17 protein-coding genes are annotated in these 16588 nt (G+C 72.6%); 12 read left to right on the top strand and 5 right to left on the bottom strand.

What is annotated here, in order from left to right; translation table 11 throughout:
- Positions 1 to 194: 194 nt before the first annotated feature.
- From rsgA to ACFWP3_RS26960, 3 genes are all read right to left on the bottom strand, one after another.
- On the bottom strand, positions 195 to 1337 hold the full coding sequence (rsgA, locus tag ACFWP3_RS26970) for a ribosome small subunit-dependent GTPase A (protein WP_384225857.1): 1143 nt from the start codon (positions 1335 to 1337) through the stop codon (positions 195 to 197).
- Between the two features lie 282 nt (positions 1338 to 1619).
- Positions 1620 to 2837: a cytochrome P450 gene (locus ACFWP3_RS26965; protein ID WP_384225854.1), complete on the bottom strand. Its 1218-nt coding sequence runs from the start codon at positions 2835 to 2837 to the stop codon at positions 1620 to 1622.
- Positions 2838 to 2849: 12 nt separating this feature from the next.
- A complete protein-coding gene (locus tag ACFWP3_RS26960; protein WP_384225851.1) occupies positions 2850 to 3509 on the bottom strand; it encodes a TetR/AcrR family transcriptional regulator in 660 nt (219 codons plus the stop codon).
- A 336-nt stretch (positions 3510 to 3845) separates the two neighbouring features.
- On the opposite strand from ACFWP3_RS26960, the gene ACFWP3_RS26955 reads away from it, so the two are divergent.
- Positions 3846 to 4250 carry a VOC family protein gene (locus ACFWP3_RS26955; RefSeq protein WP_384225849.1) on the top strand — a complete coding sequence of 135 codons (405 nt, stop codon included), beginning with the start codon at positions 3846 to 3848 and terminating at the stop codon, positions 4248 to 4250.
- On the opposite strand, the gene ACFWP3_RS26950 is transcribed toward ACFWP3_RS26955, so the two are convergent.
- Positions 4178 to 4915 carry a helix-turn-helix domain-containing protein gene (locus ACFWP3_RS26950; protein WP_384225846.1) on the bottom strand — a complete coding sequence of 246 codons (738 nt, stop codon included), beginning with the start codon at positions 4913 to 4915 and terminating at the stop codon, positions 4178 to 4180. The genes ACFWP3_RS26955 and ACFWP3_RS26950 overlap by 73 nt on opposite strands.
- Positions 4916 to 4974: 59 nt before the next feature.
- Entirely contained in the window at positions 4975 to 6099 is a 1125-nt protein-coding gene (locus tag ACFWP3_RS26945; RefSeq protein ID WP_384225843.1) for a YihY/virulence factor BrkB family protein, read from the bottom strand.
- A 17-nt stretch (positions 6100 to 6116) separates the two neighbouring features.
- Between ACFWP3_RS26945 and ACFWP3_RS26940 the strand changes: the two genes are divergently transcribed.
- From ACFWP3_RS26940 to ACFWP3_RS26890, 11 genes are all read left to right on the top strand, one after another.
- Positions 6117 to 7766, top strand: a complete 1650-nt coding sequence (locus ACFWP3_RS26940) for an acyl-CoA dehydrogenase family protein (protein WP_384225840.1) — start codon at positions 6117 to 6119, stop codon at positions 7764 to 7766.
- Positions 7767 to 8066: 300 nt separating this feature from the next.
- Positions 8067 to 9329 carry a GAF domain-containing protein gene (locus ACFWP3_RS26935; RefSeq protein ID WP_384225916.1) on the top strand — a complete coding sequence of 421 codons (1263 nt, stop codon included), beginning with the start codon at positions 8067 to 8069 and terminating at the stop codon, positions 9327 to 9329.
- 5 nt (positions 9330 to 9334) lie between these two features.
- Positions 9335 to 9898, top strand: coding sequence for a GNAT family N-acetyltransferase (locus tag ACFWP3_RS26930; RefSeq protein WP_384225837.1), 564 nt, complete (start codon positions 9335 to 9337; stop codon positions 9896 to 9898).
- 120 nt (positions 9899 to 10018) lie between these two features.
- Positions 10019 to 10102, top strand: coding sequence for a putative leader peptide (locus ACFWP3_RS26925; RefSeq protein WP_310942095.1), 84 nt, complete (start codon positions 10019 to 10021; stop codon positions 10100 to 10102).
- A gap of 227 nt (positions 10103 to 10329) precedes the next feature.
- The gene (locus ACFWP3_RS26920; protein ID WP_384225834.1) at positions 10330 to 12027 is read left to right on the top strand and encodes a nitrite/sulfite reductase; all 1698 of its coding nucleotides are present in this window, start codon (positions 10330 to 10332) and stop codon (positions 12025 to 12027) included.
- On the top strand, positions 12024 to 12203 hold the full coding sequence (locus ACFWP3_RS26915; protein ID WP_384225831.1) for a hypothetical protein: 180 nt from the start codon (positions 12024 to 12026) through the stop codon (positions 12201 to 12203). Before ACFWP3_RS26920 ends, ACFWP3_RS26915 begins: the two co-directional genes overlap by 4 nt.
- Positions 12200 to 12928, top strand: coding sequence for a phosphoadenylyl-sulfate reductase (locus tag ACFWP3_RS26910; protein ID WP_384225827.1), 729 nt, complete (start codon positions 12200 to 12202; stop codon positions 12926 to 12928). Before ACFWP3_RS26915 ends, ACFWP3_RS26910 begins: the two co-directional genes overlap by 4 nt.
- Positions 12929 to 12966: 38 nt before the next feature.
- Positions 12967 to 13512: an adenylyl-sulfate kinase gene (cysC, locus tag ACFWP3_RS26905; protein ID WP_384225824.1), complete on the top strand. Its 546-nt coding sequence runs from the start codon at positions 12967 to 12969 to the stop codon at positions 13510 to 13512.
- On the top strand, positions 13509 to 14444 hold the full coding sequence (cysD, locus tag ACFWP3_RS26900) for a sulfate adenylyltransferase subunit CysD (RefSeq protein WP_384225821.1): 936 nt from the start codon (positions 13509 to 13511) through the stop codon (positions 14442 to 14444). Before cysC ends, cysD begins: the two co-directional genes overlap by 4 nt.
- 1 nt (position 14445) lies before the next feature.
- A complete protein-coding gene (locus tag ACFWP3_RS26895; protein ID WP_384225818.1) occupies positions 14446 to 15795 on the top strand; it encodes a sulfate adenylyltransferase subunit 1 in 1350 nt (449 codons plus the stop codon).
- A gap of 212 nt (positions 15796 to 16007) precedes the next feature.
- A partial coding sequence (locus tag ACFWP3_RS26890; protein ID WP_384225815.1) for an ABC transporter substrate-binding protein occupies positions 16008 to 16588 on the top strand: 581 nt, incomplete at its 3' end.

Genomic DNA, 16588 nt, shown 5'->3' with positions numbered 1-16588 from the left:
CAGCGGAGACGCGTGGGCCGGCCTCGCCGGGCAGACCGCGGCGCCCAGGCCGGCTTTGGCGGGCGGACCGCGGCGCGGCCGTCAGGCTCCGCCGGGCCTCGGCCTGGGATGGTCCGGCCCCGTCCTGGGGAGGCCGTGGCGCGGCCGTCAGGGTCCGCCGGGCCTCGGCCTGGGGCGGGGCGGGCCCGCGAGGGCTAGGCTCGGCCGAAGCGTTTGGCCGCGTAGTTGGCGCGGCCTTCCGCCGACTTGAGGCGCCAGTCGCGGCGGATCTCCGAGCGGAGCCTCGCGTCCGTCTTCGCCACGATCCGCTGGTTCTCCCGCAGCAGCTTGCGGTAGCTCTCCAGGCGGCGTTCCGGCAGCTCGCCGGAATCCACGGCGGCCCGCACCGCGCACCCCGGCTCCGCCTCGTGCGCGCAGTCGTGGAAGCGGCAGGTCTCCGCGTACTCCTCGATCTCCGCGAACACCTGGCCGACACCGGTCCCGGCGTCCCAGAGCCCGACGCCGCGCAGTCCTGGCGTGTCGATCAGGACGCCGCCGCCCGGCAGGGCGAGCAGGTTGCGCGTCGTGGTCGTGTGGCGGCCCTTGCCGTCGACCTCGCGGGCCTCCTGGACCTCCATGACGTCGGCCCCGAGCAGCGTGTTCGCCAGGGTGGACTTGCCGGCGCCCGAGATGCCGAGCAGCACGCTCGTACCGCCGCCGACGAGGGCGGTGAGGACGTCCGTGCCCTCCCCCGTGAGGGAGGAGACCGTCAGTACCTGGACCCCGGGCGCGGTGGTCTCCACGTCCTGGACCAGGTGTGCGAGCACGGCCGGGTCCGGGACGAGGTCCGCCTTGGTGAGGACGACCAGCGGCTGCGCCCCCGATTCCCACGCCAGGGCCAGGAAGCGCTCGATGCGCCCCAGGTCCAGTTCCACGGCGAGGGAGACGGCGATGATCGCGTGGTCGACGTTGGCGGCGAGGATCTGCCCCTCGGACCGCTGGGAGGAGGTGGACCGCACGAAGGCGGTGCGGCGCGGCAGGTACGCCTTCACGTAGCGCGGGCTGCCCGTCGGCTCGACCGCCGCCCAGTCGCCGGTGCAGATGACCCTCAGCGGGTCGTGCGGGGTGACGAAGGCGGTGTCGGCTCGGACGATGCCGTGCTCGGTCATGACGTCGCACTGACCGCGGTCGACGCGTACGACCCGGCCGGGCAGGAGGCCCTGCTCGGCGTACGGGATGAACTCGACGGCCCACGCGGCGTCCCAGCCGAAGGGGGCCAGGGCCGTGTCCCGGGACGACTCCGAGGAGGAAGAAGAGGAGGAAGGAGAAGAGGAAGGAGAATGCTGTGCGAGAGACAAGGGGAACCCTTCACAGGGTGGCCCCGGCAGCGCGCTCCCGCTCGGTGGCGGTGCGCGAAGAGGTCTGAGGTCAGCCGGAGACCACGGAAGTGACATTGATGGTCTTCTGAGTGCGGGCGACGGCGCCCTGCCTGACGACAGTCATCAATGAACTCACCTCCGGGTCATGCGCGTGCTGGGGTTCCGCGCTGCTCGGCGGGAACGGATTCACCGTAACAAGCCCGCTCCCGGGGGCGCCAATTCTTTTTCGCGGCCCGCAGGCCCGGATGCCCCCAGCGGGCGCTAGCCGAAGCGGACCGGCAGGTACTTGATGCCGTTGATGAAGTCCGAGCGGAGCCGCCGCACCTCGCCCGCGAGGCCGAAGTCGGGGTGGTGGTGGAGGAGTTCGCGCATCAGGGCCTTGATCTGGGTGCGGGCCAGCCCCGCGCCCAGGCAGAAGTGCGGGCCCCCGCCGCCGAAGGCGAGGTGGTCGTTCGGGGTGCGGCGGATGTCGAAGGTGAAGGGGTCGGCGAAGACCTCCTCGTCGCGGTTGGCGGAGGTGTAGTACGTGACCACCTTCTGGCCGGCGGCGATCGGCCGGCCCCGCAGCACGGTGTCCCGCGTCGCGGTGCGCCGGAAGTTGTGGATCGAGCCGCCCCAGCGCAGGAACTCCTCCACGGCCGAGGTCCACAGCGCCTCGTCCTGCGGGGAGGCGGCCAGTTCGGCGCGGGCGGCCGGATGCCCGGCCAGCGCCAGCACGGTGTGGGACAGCAGGTTGCGGGTGGTCTCGTTGCCCGCGACGCACAGCAGCACGAAGAACATGTTGATCTCGTCCGGGGTGAGCCGGTCCCCGTCCACCTCCGCGTGGACCAGCGTCGAGAGGATGTCCTCGCGGGGGTGCGCCCGCCGCTCGGCGGCCAGCGCGTCGCAGTAGGAGTAGATCTCGGCGGCCGCGAGGTCGCTGTCGTGCTTGCCCGCCGAGAGCTCCGGGTCCTGGCCGCCGGCCATCCGGTTGCTCCAGTCGAAGATCAGCCGCTCGTCGCCCGGGGGCACGCCGACCATCTCGCAGATCGTCTGGATGGGCAGCCAGGCGGCCACCTCCGAGACGAAGTCCATGTCCCGGCCGGGGGTGACCGCGCCCTCCACCAGGGCCGCCGCCCGCTCCGCGATCCGGGCCGCCAGGCGGCGCACGACGCGGGGGGTGAAGCCCGCGCTGACCAGGGCTCGGTAGCGGGAGTGGCGCGGGGCGTCCATGCCGAGCAGGACCAGCCGCAGGGTCGCCAGGGATTCGGGGCTCTGGTCGCGGACCATGAAGGAGCCGAGTTCGGTGGACCACAGCTCGGGGTCGCGGCTGATGTCCTTGACGTCGGCGTGGCGGGTGACGGCGTAGAAGCCCTCGTGGCCGCCGGGCACCTCGTGCCAGTGCACCGGGTCCTCCCGGCGCAGCCTCGTGAACTGCTCGTGCGGGACCCCGCGGGCCCAGGTGTCTTCCAACAGGTCCATCTCACCGGTGGGGATCACGGTCGGTTCCCTTCAGGGGGCGTGGTCGGGGGGTGGGGTCAGGAGGGCGCTCAGTGCTTCCACCACGAGGGCGTCGGGGATGCCGCGGGGGTCGAGGCGGTGCTGCATGGCCAGGCCGAGCAGGACGCCCAGCACCAGGGCGCCGGTCTCCTCCGGCGGGCGGGCCAGGGGGGTGCCGGTGGCCTCGGCCCAGTCGGCGAGGCCCTCCCCGAGCTGGGCGCGGACCTCGGCGTAGCGCTGGGCCAGCAGGCCTCCGAGGAGCGGGCCCCGGGCGGCGTGCAGCCACAGCTCCGCCTCCAGGAGCAGCCAGGAGTCGCCCCGGTCGGGGTGCGGGCGGGTGAGGCTGGCCCACATGGCGGAGAAGTGCGTGGCGGGGTCGGCCGGGTCGGCGCTGTCCGCGATCTCGGCGGCGAGTTCCTCGGCGGTCCGCTCCTTCCAGACCTCGAGCAGGGCGAGCAACAGGCCCTCCTTGCCGCCGAAGTGGCTGTAGAGGGCGCCGGTGGTCCGGTCGGCGGCGTCGGCGACGGCCTCCGCCGAGACGGCGTGGAAGCCCTTGCGGGCGAAGAGTTCGGCCGCGGCGTCGATGAGGCGCGAACGGGTCTGGGACTTGCGCTGCGCCTGGCGCGACGCCGGCGCGCGGTCCGCTCGCGCATGCGGTGGGGGTGGCGGCACGGGGCCTCCCGAGAGTTATATCGGCTTCCCGATATAACCTGCGCCAGACCTGACGCACCGTCAATCCCCGCGACAGCTCCAGTGTCCGTACCGGTGTTCGCGCCCGTGCCCGCGCCCGCGTCGTGTCCGCGCCGGCAGCCGCGACCGCGCCGGCGGCCGCACCCGCACCAGTCCCAGTGCCGCGCCAGCGTCAGCGCCAGCGCCAGCGGCCGCGGCCGTGCCGGCACCCGTACCCGCACCGGACGTACCCGCACCAGGGCAGGGCCGGCGGCGGCGCCGCCGCCCATGTCCGTTTCGTTCAAGACGGCCGGCCCGGGCCCGGCCTAGCCTGCGCTCATGACTCCCCGACTCGACATGATCGGCCTGGTCGTCTCCGACATGGCCGCCTCGCTCGCCTTCTACCGCCGGCTGGGACTGGACGTGCCGGCCGATGCCGATGACCAGCCGCACGTCGAAGCCGTGCTGCCCGGCGGTCTGCGGATCGGCTGGGACACGGAGGAGACCATCCGCTCCATCGACCCGTCCTGGACCCGGCCCACCGGTGACGGCCGCCGGGACCTGGCCTTCCTGTGCGACTCCCCCGCCGAGGTGGACGCGCTGTACGCCGAACTGACCGCCGCCGGGCATCCCGGGCACTTGAAGCCCTGGGACGCCTTCTGGGGCCAGCGCTACGCCGTGGTCCTCGACCCGGACGGCTGCGGGGTCTCGCTGTTCGCCCCGTCGGCGGCGCCCGCCACGTAGGCGCTCAGCGTGGTCCCGGCCAGGGCCCGTACCTCGCGGGACAGATGGGCCTGGTCGGCGTACCCGGCGACGCCGGCGACCTCGGCGTAGGGCGTGCCCGCCCGGGCCAGCGCGAGGGCGCGGCGCAGCCGGAGCACGCGGCCCAGCGTCCGGGGGCCGTACCCGAAGGCGTCGAGGGAGCGGCGGTGCAGCTGCCGTTCCCCGAGGCCGACGGCCGCGGCGATCGGGGCGACGGCCTGGCCCGCCCGGAGCCGGGCCACGACCTCGGCGACCAGCGGGTCCGGCGGCCCTGCCCCGGCTGCGCGGCGCGCGGCCAGTGCCTCCAGCCCGGCGCGCGGGTCCTCGTACGAGGCCACCTGCCCGGCGAGGCGGCGCACCTCCCGGGCGGGCCACAGGTCGGCGAGCCCGACCCGGCGGTCGCGCAGCTCGTGTGCCGGTACGCCGAGCAGCGCGGGCGCGGTACCGGGTGCGAACCGGATCCCGGCGAAGGCCCCGCCCGGGACCTCCCCGGCCGGATGCGGTCCGGTGTCGGTGCCGGCGACCAGCAGCCGCCCCTCGACCCACAGCAGGTCCATGCACCCGTCGGGCAGCACGACCCGCCCGGGCCCGCCGGCCCGCCACAGCACGGCTCCGGGCACGACCGCCGACCGCGTCTCCTCGTACACCCTTCCAGGCTAGGCCGTCGTGCGCGCCGGCCCCCGTCGGGGGCGCGGCGGGGCCGGACTCAGTGCTTGCGCAGCCGGGAGGTGTAGTCCTCCGGGGGCAGGAACTTCGACCAGCGTTCGGGGAACTCGGAGGGCATGCCGTTGTCCTCGTCGTCCTCCGACTCGCCCTCCGCCATCGCCCGCCAGGCCGCGGCCCGGGCGATCAGCTGCGCGGCTTCCGCTTCGCGGGCCCGCTCGTTCGCCTCGCGGGCCGCCGCGGTGGCCACCGAGGGCCAGACCCGGTCGATCGCCGCGTTGACGGCGGCGCCGACGAGGACCGCGAAGGCCGAGATGCCGATCCACAGCAGCACGGCCACCGGTGCGGCCAGCGAGCCGTAGATCGTCGGCCCCTCCACGGTGTTGGTGAGGTAGATCCGCAGCAGGAAGGAGCCCAGCACCCACATCGCGAGGGCGACCAGCGCGCCGGGCACGTCCTCGATCCACGGCGAGCGCACGGGCACGGACACGTGGTAGAGCGTGGTCAGGAAGACGATGGACAGCAGGGTGACGGTCGGCCAGTACAGGACCGCGATCACGCTGGTGCCCCAGGGCACCAGCCGGACCACCGCGTCGGGTCCGACCACCATCAGCGGCAGCACGACGGCGCCGATGACCAGCGCGATGATGTACAGCAGGAAGGCCAGCAGCCGGGTCTTGACGATGCCGCGGTGCCCGTCGAGCCCGTACATCACGGTGATGGTGTCGATGAAGACGTTCACCGCGCGCGAGCCCGACCACAGGGCGAAGGCGAAGCCGAGCGAGATCAGGTCCGGGCGGCCGCGGCCGGTCACGTCGTCCAGCATCGGTTTGGCGATGTCGTTGACGCCCCGGTCGGACAGGATCGTGCCGACGGCCCCGAGGATGTTCTCCTCGATGCTGGCCACCGTGGTGGTGCCCGTCCAGCCGTCCACGTAGCCGAGGAGGCCCAGCAGGCCGAGGAAGAGCGGGGGCAGCGAGAGCAAGGTGAAGAAGGCCGCCTCGGCGGCCAGGCCGAGGATCCGGTACTCGATGCACGAGTTGACGGTGTCCTTCAGGAGCAGCCAGCCCATCTTCCGCTTCGAGACGTTGCGGTAGAGGGCGCGGGCCCGGTGGAGCCGTCCGTGGCGTACCAGGATCCGCTCTGGTGTTTCTTTTGCTGGCTGCACGTCCTTACGGTATCCGCATGGCAGCCACCACCCACACAGTCACCAATCAGGCCCCACCGCTCGTGGGCCACGACGTCTACGGGGGCGACCGGGCCCTCACCGAGGGCGTGGAGCGCCATCTCGCCTCCGCGGGCCCCGAACTCCTCGGCGAGGTGCGGGAGGAGCTCACGCTGCTCGGGCGTGCCGCCGGTTCCGCGCAGGCCCAGGAGTGGGGCCGGCTCGCGAACGAGAATCCGCCCCGGCTCCGCACGCACGACCGGTACGGGAACCGGATCGACGAGGTGGAGTTCCATCCCGCCTGGCACCGGCTGCTCGGGAAGGCCGTGTCCGCCGGGCTGACCGATGCCTGGGGGCGGCCTGCCGGGCACCTGCGGCGTGCCGCCGGGTTCTTCGTGTGGTCACAGGCCGAGGCCGGGCACGGCTGCCCGGTCTCGATGACGCACGCCGCCGTGCCGGCGCTGCGGGCCGATCCGGAGCTGGCGGCCGAGTGGGAGCCGCGGCTGACCTCGCACGTGTACGAGGAGGGGCTGGCGCCGGCCGCGCAGAAGGGCGGTGTGCTCTTCGGCATGGGGATGACGGAGAAGCAGGGCGGCAGCGACGTACGGGCGAACACGACGGTGGCGGCGGCGCTGGACGCCCCGGGCGAGTACGTGCTGACCGGGCACAAGTGGTTCTGCTCGGCGCCGATGTCCGACGGGTTCCTGGTGCTGGCGCAGGCGCCGGGCGGGCTCAGCTGCTTCCTCGTGCCGCGGGTGCTGCCGGACGGCACGCGCAACGTCTTCGCGATCCAGCGGCTGAAGGACAAGCTGGGCAACCGGTCGAACGCGTCGAGCGAGGTGGAGTTCGACGGGACCTGGGCGCGGCGGGTGGGCGAGGAGGGCCGGGGGGTGCGGACCATCATCGAGATGGTCGCGGCGACCCGGCTGGACTGTGTCATCGGTTCGGCCTCGCTGATGCGGCAGGCGCTGACGCAGGCCGCTCACCATGCGGAGCACCGCTCTGCTTTCGGAGCACCGCTCATCGACCAGCCGCTGATGCGCAACGTCCTCGCCGATCTCGCCCTGGAGTCGGAGGCGGCGACCACCCTGACCCTGCGGCTGGCGGCCGCCTACGACAGCGGGACCGACCAGGAGAAGGCCTTCCTGCGCCTGGCCGTGCCCGCCGCCAAGTACTGGGTGACCAAGCGCTGTACGCCGATGGTCGCGGAGGCCCTGGAGTGTCTGGGCGGCAACGGCTACGTCGAGGAGTCCGGCCTGCCGAGACTGCTGCGCGAATCCCCGCTGAACTCCATCTGGGAGGGTTCGGGCAACGTCCAGGCACTGGACGTACTGCGCGCCCTCCAGCGGGAGCCCCAGGCCCTGAACGCCTTCCTCCAGGAGGTCGGCCTGGCCCGGGGTGCGGACCACCGGCTGGATTCGGCCATCAAGGACCTGCTGACGGAGCTCGCCGACCTGGACGGGATCGAGGCCCGGGCCCGCCGGGTGGTGGAGCGCATGGCCCTGGTGCTCCAGGGCTCGCTGCTGGTGCGGTGGGCGCCGCCCGAGGTGGCGGACGCGTTCTGCGCCTCGCGGCTCGGCGGTGACTGGGGGGCGGCCTTCGGCACGCTGCCGCACAGCCTGGACCTGGGCGCGATCGTGGAACGGGCGCGGATCACGGGCGGGGAGTAGTCCCCAAACCGCTCCGAGCCGGGATCCGGGCCCGTCATACGGGAACAGGAGTGGCGCCGCGCCGACTCGGCACCACCCCTGATCCGAGAAGCCCCGAGGAGGAGCTGTCACGCCGCTCGGCGACGTCCGGACAGTTTCGGTCGGGTGACCGGGACTTGGCGAGAGTTGCATACCGTTGCAACCTTTGAGTCGTCCTGTTCGCACGGGGAGGTTCCGGTGGCCGACACCACAGGCAGCACGGCCGGCACGGTCAGCACGGTCAGCACGGCCGGCACCGTCGATGTGGCCCGCATCTCGGCCATGGACGCGCGGGAGGCCGCGCGTCTGCTCAAGGGCGTACGGGCGGCGGCGCTGGCCGGGGACCGCCCCCCGGCCGCGCCGCGCCCGGAGATCGCCGAGTCCTGGCGCCGGATGATGGCGGGCGGGGTACACCCGGACCGGGACGCGCGCTCGCGGGTGCTGTCGGCCGCCGAGACCGAGGAGCGGCGGCACGTCTCGCCGCTGCGGGAGATCCTGCCGGTGCTGCGCGAGGGGCTGCTCCCGGCCCTGGACGAGGTCCTGCACATCATGGTCGTGGCCGACGCGGAGGGCCGGCTGCTGTGGCGGGAGGGCCACGCCTCCATCCTGCGCAAGGCGGACCGGCTCGGCTTCGCGGTCGGGGCCGACTGGGACGAGGCCGTGGTCGGCACCAACGGGGTGGGGACCGCCCTGGTGACCCGGCGGCCGGTCCAGGTGTTCTCGGCGGAGCACTTCGTCTCCAGCCACCACGACTGGACCTGCGCGGGCGCGCCCGTGCGCGATCCGCGCGACGGGCGGCTGCTGGGCGTGGTCGACGTGAGCGGCCCGCTGGCCACGATGCACCCGGCGACGCTGGCGTGGGTGAGCTCGGTGGCCCGGCTCGCGGAGCGGGAGCTGCGCGTACGGCACCTGGAGTCGCTGGAGCGGCTGCGGGCGGTGGCCGCCCCGCTGCTGGCCCGGCTGCCGGGGCGGGCGCTGGCCGTGGACCCGAACGGCTGGACGGCGGCCGTGACGGGCCTGGCGCCGGTGGACCGCCTGCCGCTGCCGAAGTCGTTCGGGCCGGGGCGGGTGTGGGTGCCGCAGCTCGGCGAGTGCGTGGTGGAGCCGCTGCCCGGCGGCTGGCTGCTGCGGATCGCGCAGGACCGTACGGGCGCGGCGGCAACCCGGGTCGTACTCGACCTCAGCCGGGCCGGGGGCTGGTCGGCGACGGTGTACGGGGCCGCCGGGAGCTGGTCGCAGGAGCTGAGCCCGCGCCATGCGGAGCTGCTGTTCCTGCTGGCGGAGAGCCCGCGCGGGCGTTCGGCGGCGGAGCTGTCCGAGGAGCTGTTCGGGGATCCGACGCGCACGGTGACGGTGCGGGCGGAGATGTCCCGGGTGCGCCGCAACCTCGCGGGCGTGCTGACGCACCGGCCGTACCGCTTCGCGGAGGACGTGGAGGTGGAGCTGATCCGCCCGCGGGACCCGGCCGGGCTGCTGCCCCACTCGACCGCGCCCGCGGTGGTCAGGGCCCGCCTGGGCTTCCGGGGGCGGGGCATGATTCCCTGACCTGCATGAGCACCATCACACTCACCACCTGGTCCCTGGAAATGACCTCGCCGGACGATCTGGTCCCGGCCGCCGTGCCCGGCGCGGAGATCACGATCGCGCGGGCGGAGGTGCCCTCGCCCGAGTTCAGCCGGTTCCTGTACGCCTCCGTCGGCGGGGACATCCACTGGACGGACCGGCTGGCCCTGACCCGCGAGCAGTGGGTGGAGCAGCTGGGGCGGCCGGGCGTGGAGACGTGGGTGGCGTACGACCGGGGCACCCCGGCGGGGTACGTGGAGTTCGACCCGCAGGACGACGGGGTGGTGGAGATCGTCTACTTCGGCCTGCTGCCGGACTTCCGGGGGCGGCGGATCGGCGGGCACCTGCTGTCGGTGGGCGCGGCCCGGGCCTGGGACCTCGCGTCGCGCTGGCCGGATCGCGAGCCGACGCGGCGCGTCTGGCTGCACACGTGCAGCCAGGACGGGCCGACGGCGATGGACAACTACCAGCGGCGCGGGTTCAAGCTCTTCAGGACGGAAACGGAGTCCAAGGAGGACACCCCGACCCCCGGCCCGTGGCCGGGCGCCTAGGCCGTCCCGTTCGGATCCCGGGCCGTGACGGCGATCACGGCGTATCGCGATGCGAGACGACATCGTCCGCATTTTGGACAGTAGTGGACTCCTCCAATCGGCACATGACACGCTTCCGCCATGAATGGAGCTGGAATTGCCTTGGTGAGTCGGCGGCACGTCGACCTCGGCCGCATGTCCAGCGCCATCTGTCCGGCCTGCTGACGGAACCAGCAACCGCCGCACACCGCCACAATCCCGGCATCGTCGCCGTGGAAGTGACGATCATCTCTGCCCCCTGACGGCTGAATACCGCCCTGCCCGCCGGCCACCCCGGCAAAGGCGGCCCTCAGCCACACCCGCTCAGCGACGCCGACGTGACGGGGGCGCACCGCCGCTCCCCCCTGTGCCCCCGCTCCTGCCCTGAGCCGCCGAAGAAGGACGTACCCGCCATGGCCGCCACCCCCGAAACGCCCGCAGCCGCCGCCGCGCGCCGCAAGACAGGCCGCCACCGCGGCGAGGGTCAGTGGGCCGTCGGACACCACACGCCCCTCAATGGCAACGAGCAGTTCAAGAAGGACGACGACGGTCTCAACGTGCGGACACGCATTGAGACGATCTACTCCAAGGCCGGTTTCGACTCGATCGACCCCAACGACCTGCGCGGGCGCATGCGCTGGTGGGGGCTCTACACCCAGCGCAAGCCCGGGATCGACGGCGGCAAGACCGCGATCCTGGAGCCGGAGGAGCTGGACGACAAGTACTTCATGCTGCGCGTCCGCATCGACGGCGGCCGGCTGACCACCGAGCAGCTGCGCGTCATCGGCGAGATCTCCCAGGAGTTCGCGCGCGGTACGGCCGACCTCACCGACCGGCAGAACGTGCAGTACCACTGGATCCGGATCGAGGACGTCCCGGAGATCTGGCGCCGCCTGGAGGCCGTCGGGCTGTCCACCACCGAGGCCTGCGGTGACACGCCCCGCGTCATCCTCGGCTCGCCCGTCGCCGGCATCGCGCAGGACGAGATCATCGACGGCACCCCCGCGATCGACGAGATCTACCGCCGCATCGTGGGCAACAAGGACTTCTCCAACCTGCCCCGCAAGTTCAAGTCCGCGATCTCCGGCTCGCCGCTGCTCGACGTGGCGCACGAGATCAACGACATCGCCTTCGTCGGCGTGAACCACCCCGAGCACGGCCCCGGCTTCGACGTCTGGGTCGGCGGCGGCCTCTCCACCAACCCCAAGCTGGGCGTCCGCCTGGGCACCTGGGTCTCGCTCGACGAGGTCCCGGACGTCTACGAGGGCGTCATCTCGATCTTCCGCGACTACGGCTACCGCCGGCTGCGCACCCGCGCCCGCCTGAAGTTCCTCGTCGCCGACTGGGGCGCGGCCAAGTTCCGCCAGGTCCTGGAGGACGAGTACCTGAAGCGGAAGCTGACCGACGGCCCCGCGCCCGAGCAGCCCTCCGGCCAGTGGCGCGACCACGTCGGCGTCCACCAGCAGCAGGACGGCCGCTTCTACGTCGGCTTCGCGCCCCGCGTGGGCCGCGTCGACGGCGCCACCCTGACCAAGATCGCGGACATCGCCGAGCAGCACGGCTCCGGCCGGCTGCGCACCACCGCCGAGCAGAAGATGATCGTCCTCGACATCGAGGCCGCCCGGGTCGACTCGGTGGTCGCGGCCCTGGAGTCGCTCGACCTGCGGGTCAAGCCGTCCCCGTTCCGCCGCGGCACGATGGCCTGCACCGGCATCGAGTTCTGCAAGCTGGCCATCGTCGAGACCAAGGCGCGCGGCGCCTCGCTGATCGACGAGCTGGAGCGCCGCCTGCCGGAGTTCGCCGAGCCGCTGACCATCAACATCAACGGCTGCCCGAACGCCTGCGCCCGTATCCAGGTGGCGGACATCGGTCTCAAGGGCCAGCTGGTCCTGGACGACGACGGCAACCAGGTGGAGGGCTACCAGGTCCACCTGGGCGGCGCCCTCGGCCTGGAGGCCGGCTTCGGCCGCAAGGTCCGCGGCCTCAAGGTCACCTCGGCCGGCCTGCCCGACTACGTCGAGCGGGTCGTCAAGAGCTACGAGGAGCAGCGCGAGGACGGCGAGCGCTTCGCGGCGTGGGTCGCCCGCGCGGACGAGAAGAGCCTGTCGTGAGCGAGCGCGCCGCACCGTTCTACTGCCCGTACTGCGGCGACGAGGACCTGTTCCCCCACGAGACGGGCCACGGCGCGTGGGAGTGCAGGGCCTGCAACCGGGCCTTCCAGCTGAAGTACCTCGGGCTGCTGTCCCGGGGTGTCCGGTCCGACGCCGCCGGAGGGGAAGAGATATGACCACGACTCAGGACGCCGGTCTCGAAAACGCGTCCGCCGGCTCGGCCGCCCTGCGGGACGTGGCCGAGCGGGCGGGCCGGGACCTGGAGGACGCCTCCGCGCTGGAGATCCTCACCTGGGCGGCCGAGACCTTCGGGAAGAAGTTCGCCGTGACCTCCTCCATGGAGGACGCGGTCGTCGCCCACCTGGCCTCCCGCGCCTTCCCCGGCGTGGACGTGGTCTTCCTCGACACGGGCTACCACTTCGAGGAGACCATCGGCACCCGCGACGCGGTCGAGGCGGTGATGGACGTCAACGTCATCACCCTCACCCCGCGCCGGACGGTCGCCGAGCAGGACGCCGAGCACGGCCCGAAGCTGCACGACCGCGACCCCGACCTGTGCTGCGCCCTGCGCAAGGTCAAGCCCCTCGAAGAGGGCCTGACCGCGTACGACGCCTGGGCGACGGGCCTGCGCCGCGACGAGTCCCCGACCCGGGCGAACACCCCGGTGGTCGGCTGGGACGAGAAGCGGCAGAAGGTCAAGATCTCCCCGATCGCCCGCTGGACCCAGGACGACGTGGACGCGTACGTGGCCGAGCACGGGGTGCTCACCAACCCGCTGCTGATGGACGGCTACGCCTCCGTCGGCTGCGCCCCGTGCACCCGCCGGGTGGCGGAGGGCGAGGACGCGCGGGCCGGCCGGTGGGCCGGGCGGGGCAAGACCGAGTGCGGACTGCACGGCTGATGACGACGACCAGCGAAGAACTTACGGAGACACAGCAGATGAGCGTGAGCGACCAGGGCGCCACCGTGTGGCTGACCGGGCTGCCCAGCGCCGGCAAGACCACCATCGCCTACGCGCTGGCCGAGCGGCTGCGCGCCGAGGGCCACCGCGTGGAGGTGCTCGACGGGGACGAGATCCGCGAGTTCCTCTCCGCCGGCCTCGGCTTCGGCCGCGCGGACCGGCACACCAACGTGCAGCGGATCGGTTTCGTCGCCGAACTCCTCGCGAGCAACGGCGTCAAGGCGCTGGTACCGGTGATCGCGCCGTTCGCGGACAGCCGTCAGGCCGTTCGCGAGCGGCACGCCGCCGCGGAGACGGACTACCTGGAGGTCCACGTGGCCACCCCGGTCGAGGTCTGCTCCGAGCGTGACGTGAAGGGCCTGTACGCCAAGCAGGCGGCGGGCGAGATCTCCGGTCTGACCGGGGTCGACGACCCGTACGAGGCGCCGGAGTCCCCGGACCTCCGTATCGAGTCGCACACGCAGACCGTCCAGGAGTCGGCTTCGGCCCTGCACGCGCTGCTCACCGAGAGGGGTCTGGCATGACCACGGTCGCCCACCTGCACGAAGAGACCGACGCGCCCTACGCGCTGTCGCACCTCGACGCCCTCGAGTCCGAGGCCGTGCACATCTTCCGCGAGGTGGCGGGCGAGTTCGAGAAGCCGGTGATCCTGTTCTCCGGCGGCAAGGACTCCATCGTCATGCTGCACCTGGCGCTGAAGGCGTTCGCGCCGGCTCCGGTGCCCTTCACCCTCCTGCACGTCGACACGGGGCACAACTTCCCCGAGGTGCTCGAATACCGCGACCGCACGGTCGAGAAGCACGGCCTGCGCCTGCACGTGGCGTCCGTCCAGGACTACATCGACGCGGGCAAGCTGCGCGAGCGCCCGGACGGCACCCGCAACCCGCTCCAGACCGTCCCGCTGACCGAGGCGATCCAGCAGCTCAAGTTCGACGCCGTCTTCGGCGGCGGCCGCCGCGACGAGGAGAAGGCCCGCGCCAAGGAGCGGGTGTTCAGCCTCCGCGACGAGTTCTCCCAGTGGGATCCGCGCCGCCAGCGCCCCGAACTGTGGCAGCTGTACAACGGCCGCCACGCGCCCGGTGAGCACGTGCGCGTCTTCCCGCTCTCCAACTGGACCGAGCTGGACGTGTGGCAGTACATCGCCCGCGAGGGCATCGAGCTGCCGGAGATCTACTTCGCGCACGAGCGCGAGGTGTTCGCGCGCAACGGCATGTGGCTGACGGCCGGCGAGTGGGGCGGCCCGAAGGAGGGCGAGACGCCCGAGACGCGTCTTATCCGCTACCGCACGGTCGGTGACATGTCCTGCACCGGCGCCGTCGACTCCGACGCCGCCACGCTGGACGCCGTGATCGCCGAAATCGCCGTCTCCCGCCTCACCGAGCGGGGTGCGACCCGCGCCGACGACAAGATGTCCGAGGCCGCGATGGAAGACCGCAAGCGCGAAGGGTACTTCTAACATGACCAGCACCACCGAGCAGTTCGCCAGCCTCGGCGACCCTTCCGTGACCACCCTGCTGCGCTTCGCGACCGCCGGTTCCGTCGACGACGGCAAGTCCACCCTGGTGGGCCGGCTGCTGCACGACTCGAAGTCGGTCCTGACCGACCAGATGGAGCACGTCGAGGCGGTCTCCCAGGCCCGCGGCCAGGACGCCCCCGACCTCGCGCTGCTCACCGACGGCCTGCGGGCCGAGCGGGAGCAGGGCATCACCATCGACGTCGCGTACCGCTACTTCGCCACCGCGCGCCGCCGGTTCATCCTCGCCGACACCCCCGGGCACGTGCAGTACACCCGGAACATGGTCACCGGCGCCTCCACCGCCGACCTGGCCGTGGTCCTGGTCGACGCCCGCAACGGCGTGATCGAGCAGACCCGCCGGCACGCGGCCGTCGCCGCACTGCTGCGCGTCCCGCACGTGGTGCTGGCCGTCAACAAGATGGACCTCGTCGGCTACCAGGAGTCCGTCTTCGCGGCGATCGCCGAGGAGTTCACCGCCTACGCCTCGGACCTGGGCGTCCCGGAGATCACCGCGATCCCGATCTCGGCGCTGGCCGGGGACAACGTGGTGGACCCGTCGGCGAACATGGACTGGTACGGCGGCCCGACGGTGCTCGAACACCTGGAGACCGTCCCGGTCAGCCACGACCTCACCGCCTGCCCGGCGCGCTTCCCCGTGCAGTACGTGATCCGTCCGCAGACCGCCGAGCACCCGGACTACCGGGGCTACGCGGGCCAGATCGCCTCGGGCGTGCTGCGGGTCGGCGAGGCCGTGACCGTGCTGCCGTCCGGCCGTACCTCGGTCATCGAGGGCATCGACGCGCTCGGCGAGAGCGTCGACATCGCCTGGGCCCCGCAGTCGGTGACCGTGCGGCTCAAGGACGACATCGACATCTCGCGCGGCGACCTGATCGCGCCGTCCGCGAGCGCCCCGGCCACCACGCAGGACGTCGAGGCGACGGTCTGCCACGTGGCCGACCAGCCCCTGGCCGTCGGCGCCCGGGTGCTGATCAAGCACACGACGCGGACGGTCAAGGCGATCGTCAAGGAGATCCCCTCGCGGCTGACCCTCGACGACCTGTCCCAGCACCCGAACCCCGGTCAGCTGGTGGCCAACGACATCGGCCGCGTGGTCGTCCGTACGGCCGAGCCGCTCGCGCTCGACGCGTACGCCGACTCGCGCCGCACCGGATCCTTCCTGCTGATCGACCCGGCGGACGGAACCACCCTGGCGGCGGGCATGGCGGGCGAGTCCTTCGCCTCCACTGCGGAGACCACCGTGCAGGCCGACGAGGAAGGGTGGGACTTCTAGCCCATGTCCTCCGACATCCACTCCGCCTTCGCGAAGGACGGCGGCCGCGCCCTCGGCAGCGGCCGGGGAGGGGTTGCGCGATGTGCGTGTTGACCGGACCGCCTTCGGTATCCCGCCGACGCGCCCGCACCCCCGACGAGCCGTACCTGCCCCTGCTCCACAGACGAAGACGTGCGTCATGAGATGACCGCGTCACGAGAGGAAGTCCTCCCGTGCCTGCCACCGCCACCCCCCGCACCACGCGTACGCGTACCGCCCGCACGGCCCTGCGCCGCGGCCTCGCCGCCGCTGCCGCCCTGCCGCTGCTGATCGGCGCGCTCGCCTCCTGCGGTTACGGCTCCCAGGCACAGAAGGAAGAGCCGAAGGCGGCCGGCTCCGCCGCCGGCGGCAAGAAGCTGTCGGCGTCCGAGGTCCGGATCGGGTACTTCCCGAACCTGACGCACGCCACCGCGCTGGTCGGCCTCCAGGAGGGCCTGATCCAGAAGGAACTGGGCGCCACCGCGGTCAAGACGCAGGCCTTCAACGGCGGCCCCTCCGAGATCGAGGCCCTCAACGGCGGCTCCCTCGACATCGGCTTCATCGGCCCCTCCCCCGCGCTCAACGGCTACGTCAAGTCCAAGGGCTCCAACCTGCGCGTCGTCTCCGGCTCCGCGTCCGGCGGCGTCAAGCTCGTCGTGAACCCCGCCAAGATCAAGACCCTCGACGACCTCAAGGGCAAGAAGATCGCCACCCCCCAGAAGGGGAACACCCAGGACGTCGCGTTCCTCAACTGGATCTCGGAGAAGGGCTGGAA

It is taken from the genome of Streptomyces sp. NPDC058525, assembly GCF_042719495.1.
Taxonomy (GTDB): Bacteria; Actinomycetota; Actinomycetes; order Streptomycetales; family Streptomycetaceae; genus Streptomyces.
Note: the sequence above shows the minus strand (reverse complement) of the source record. Positions and strands in the feature narration are given on the sequence as shown.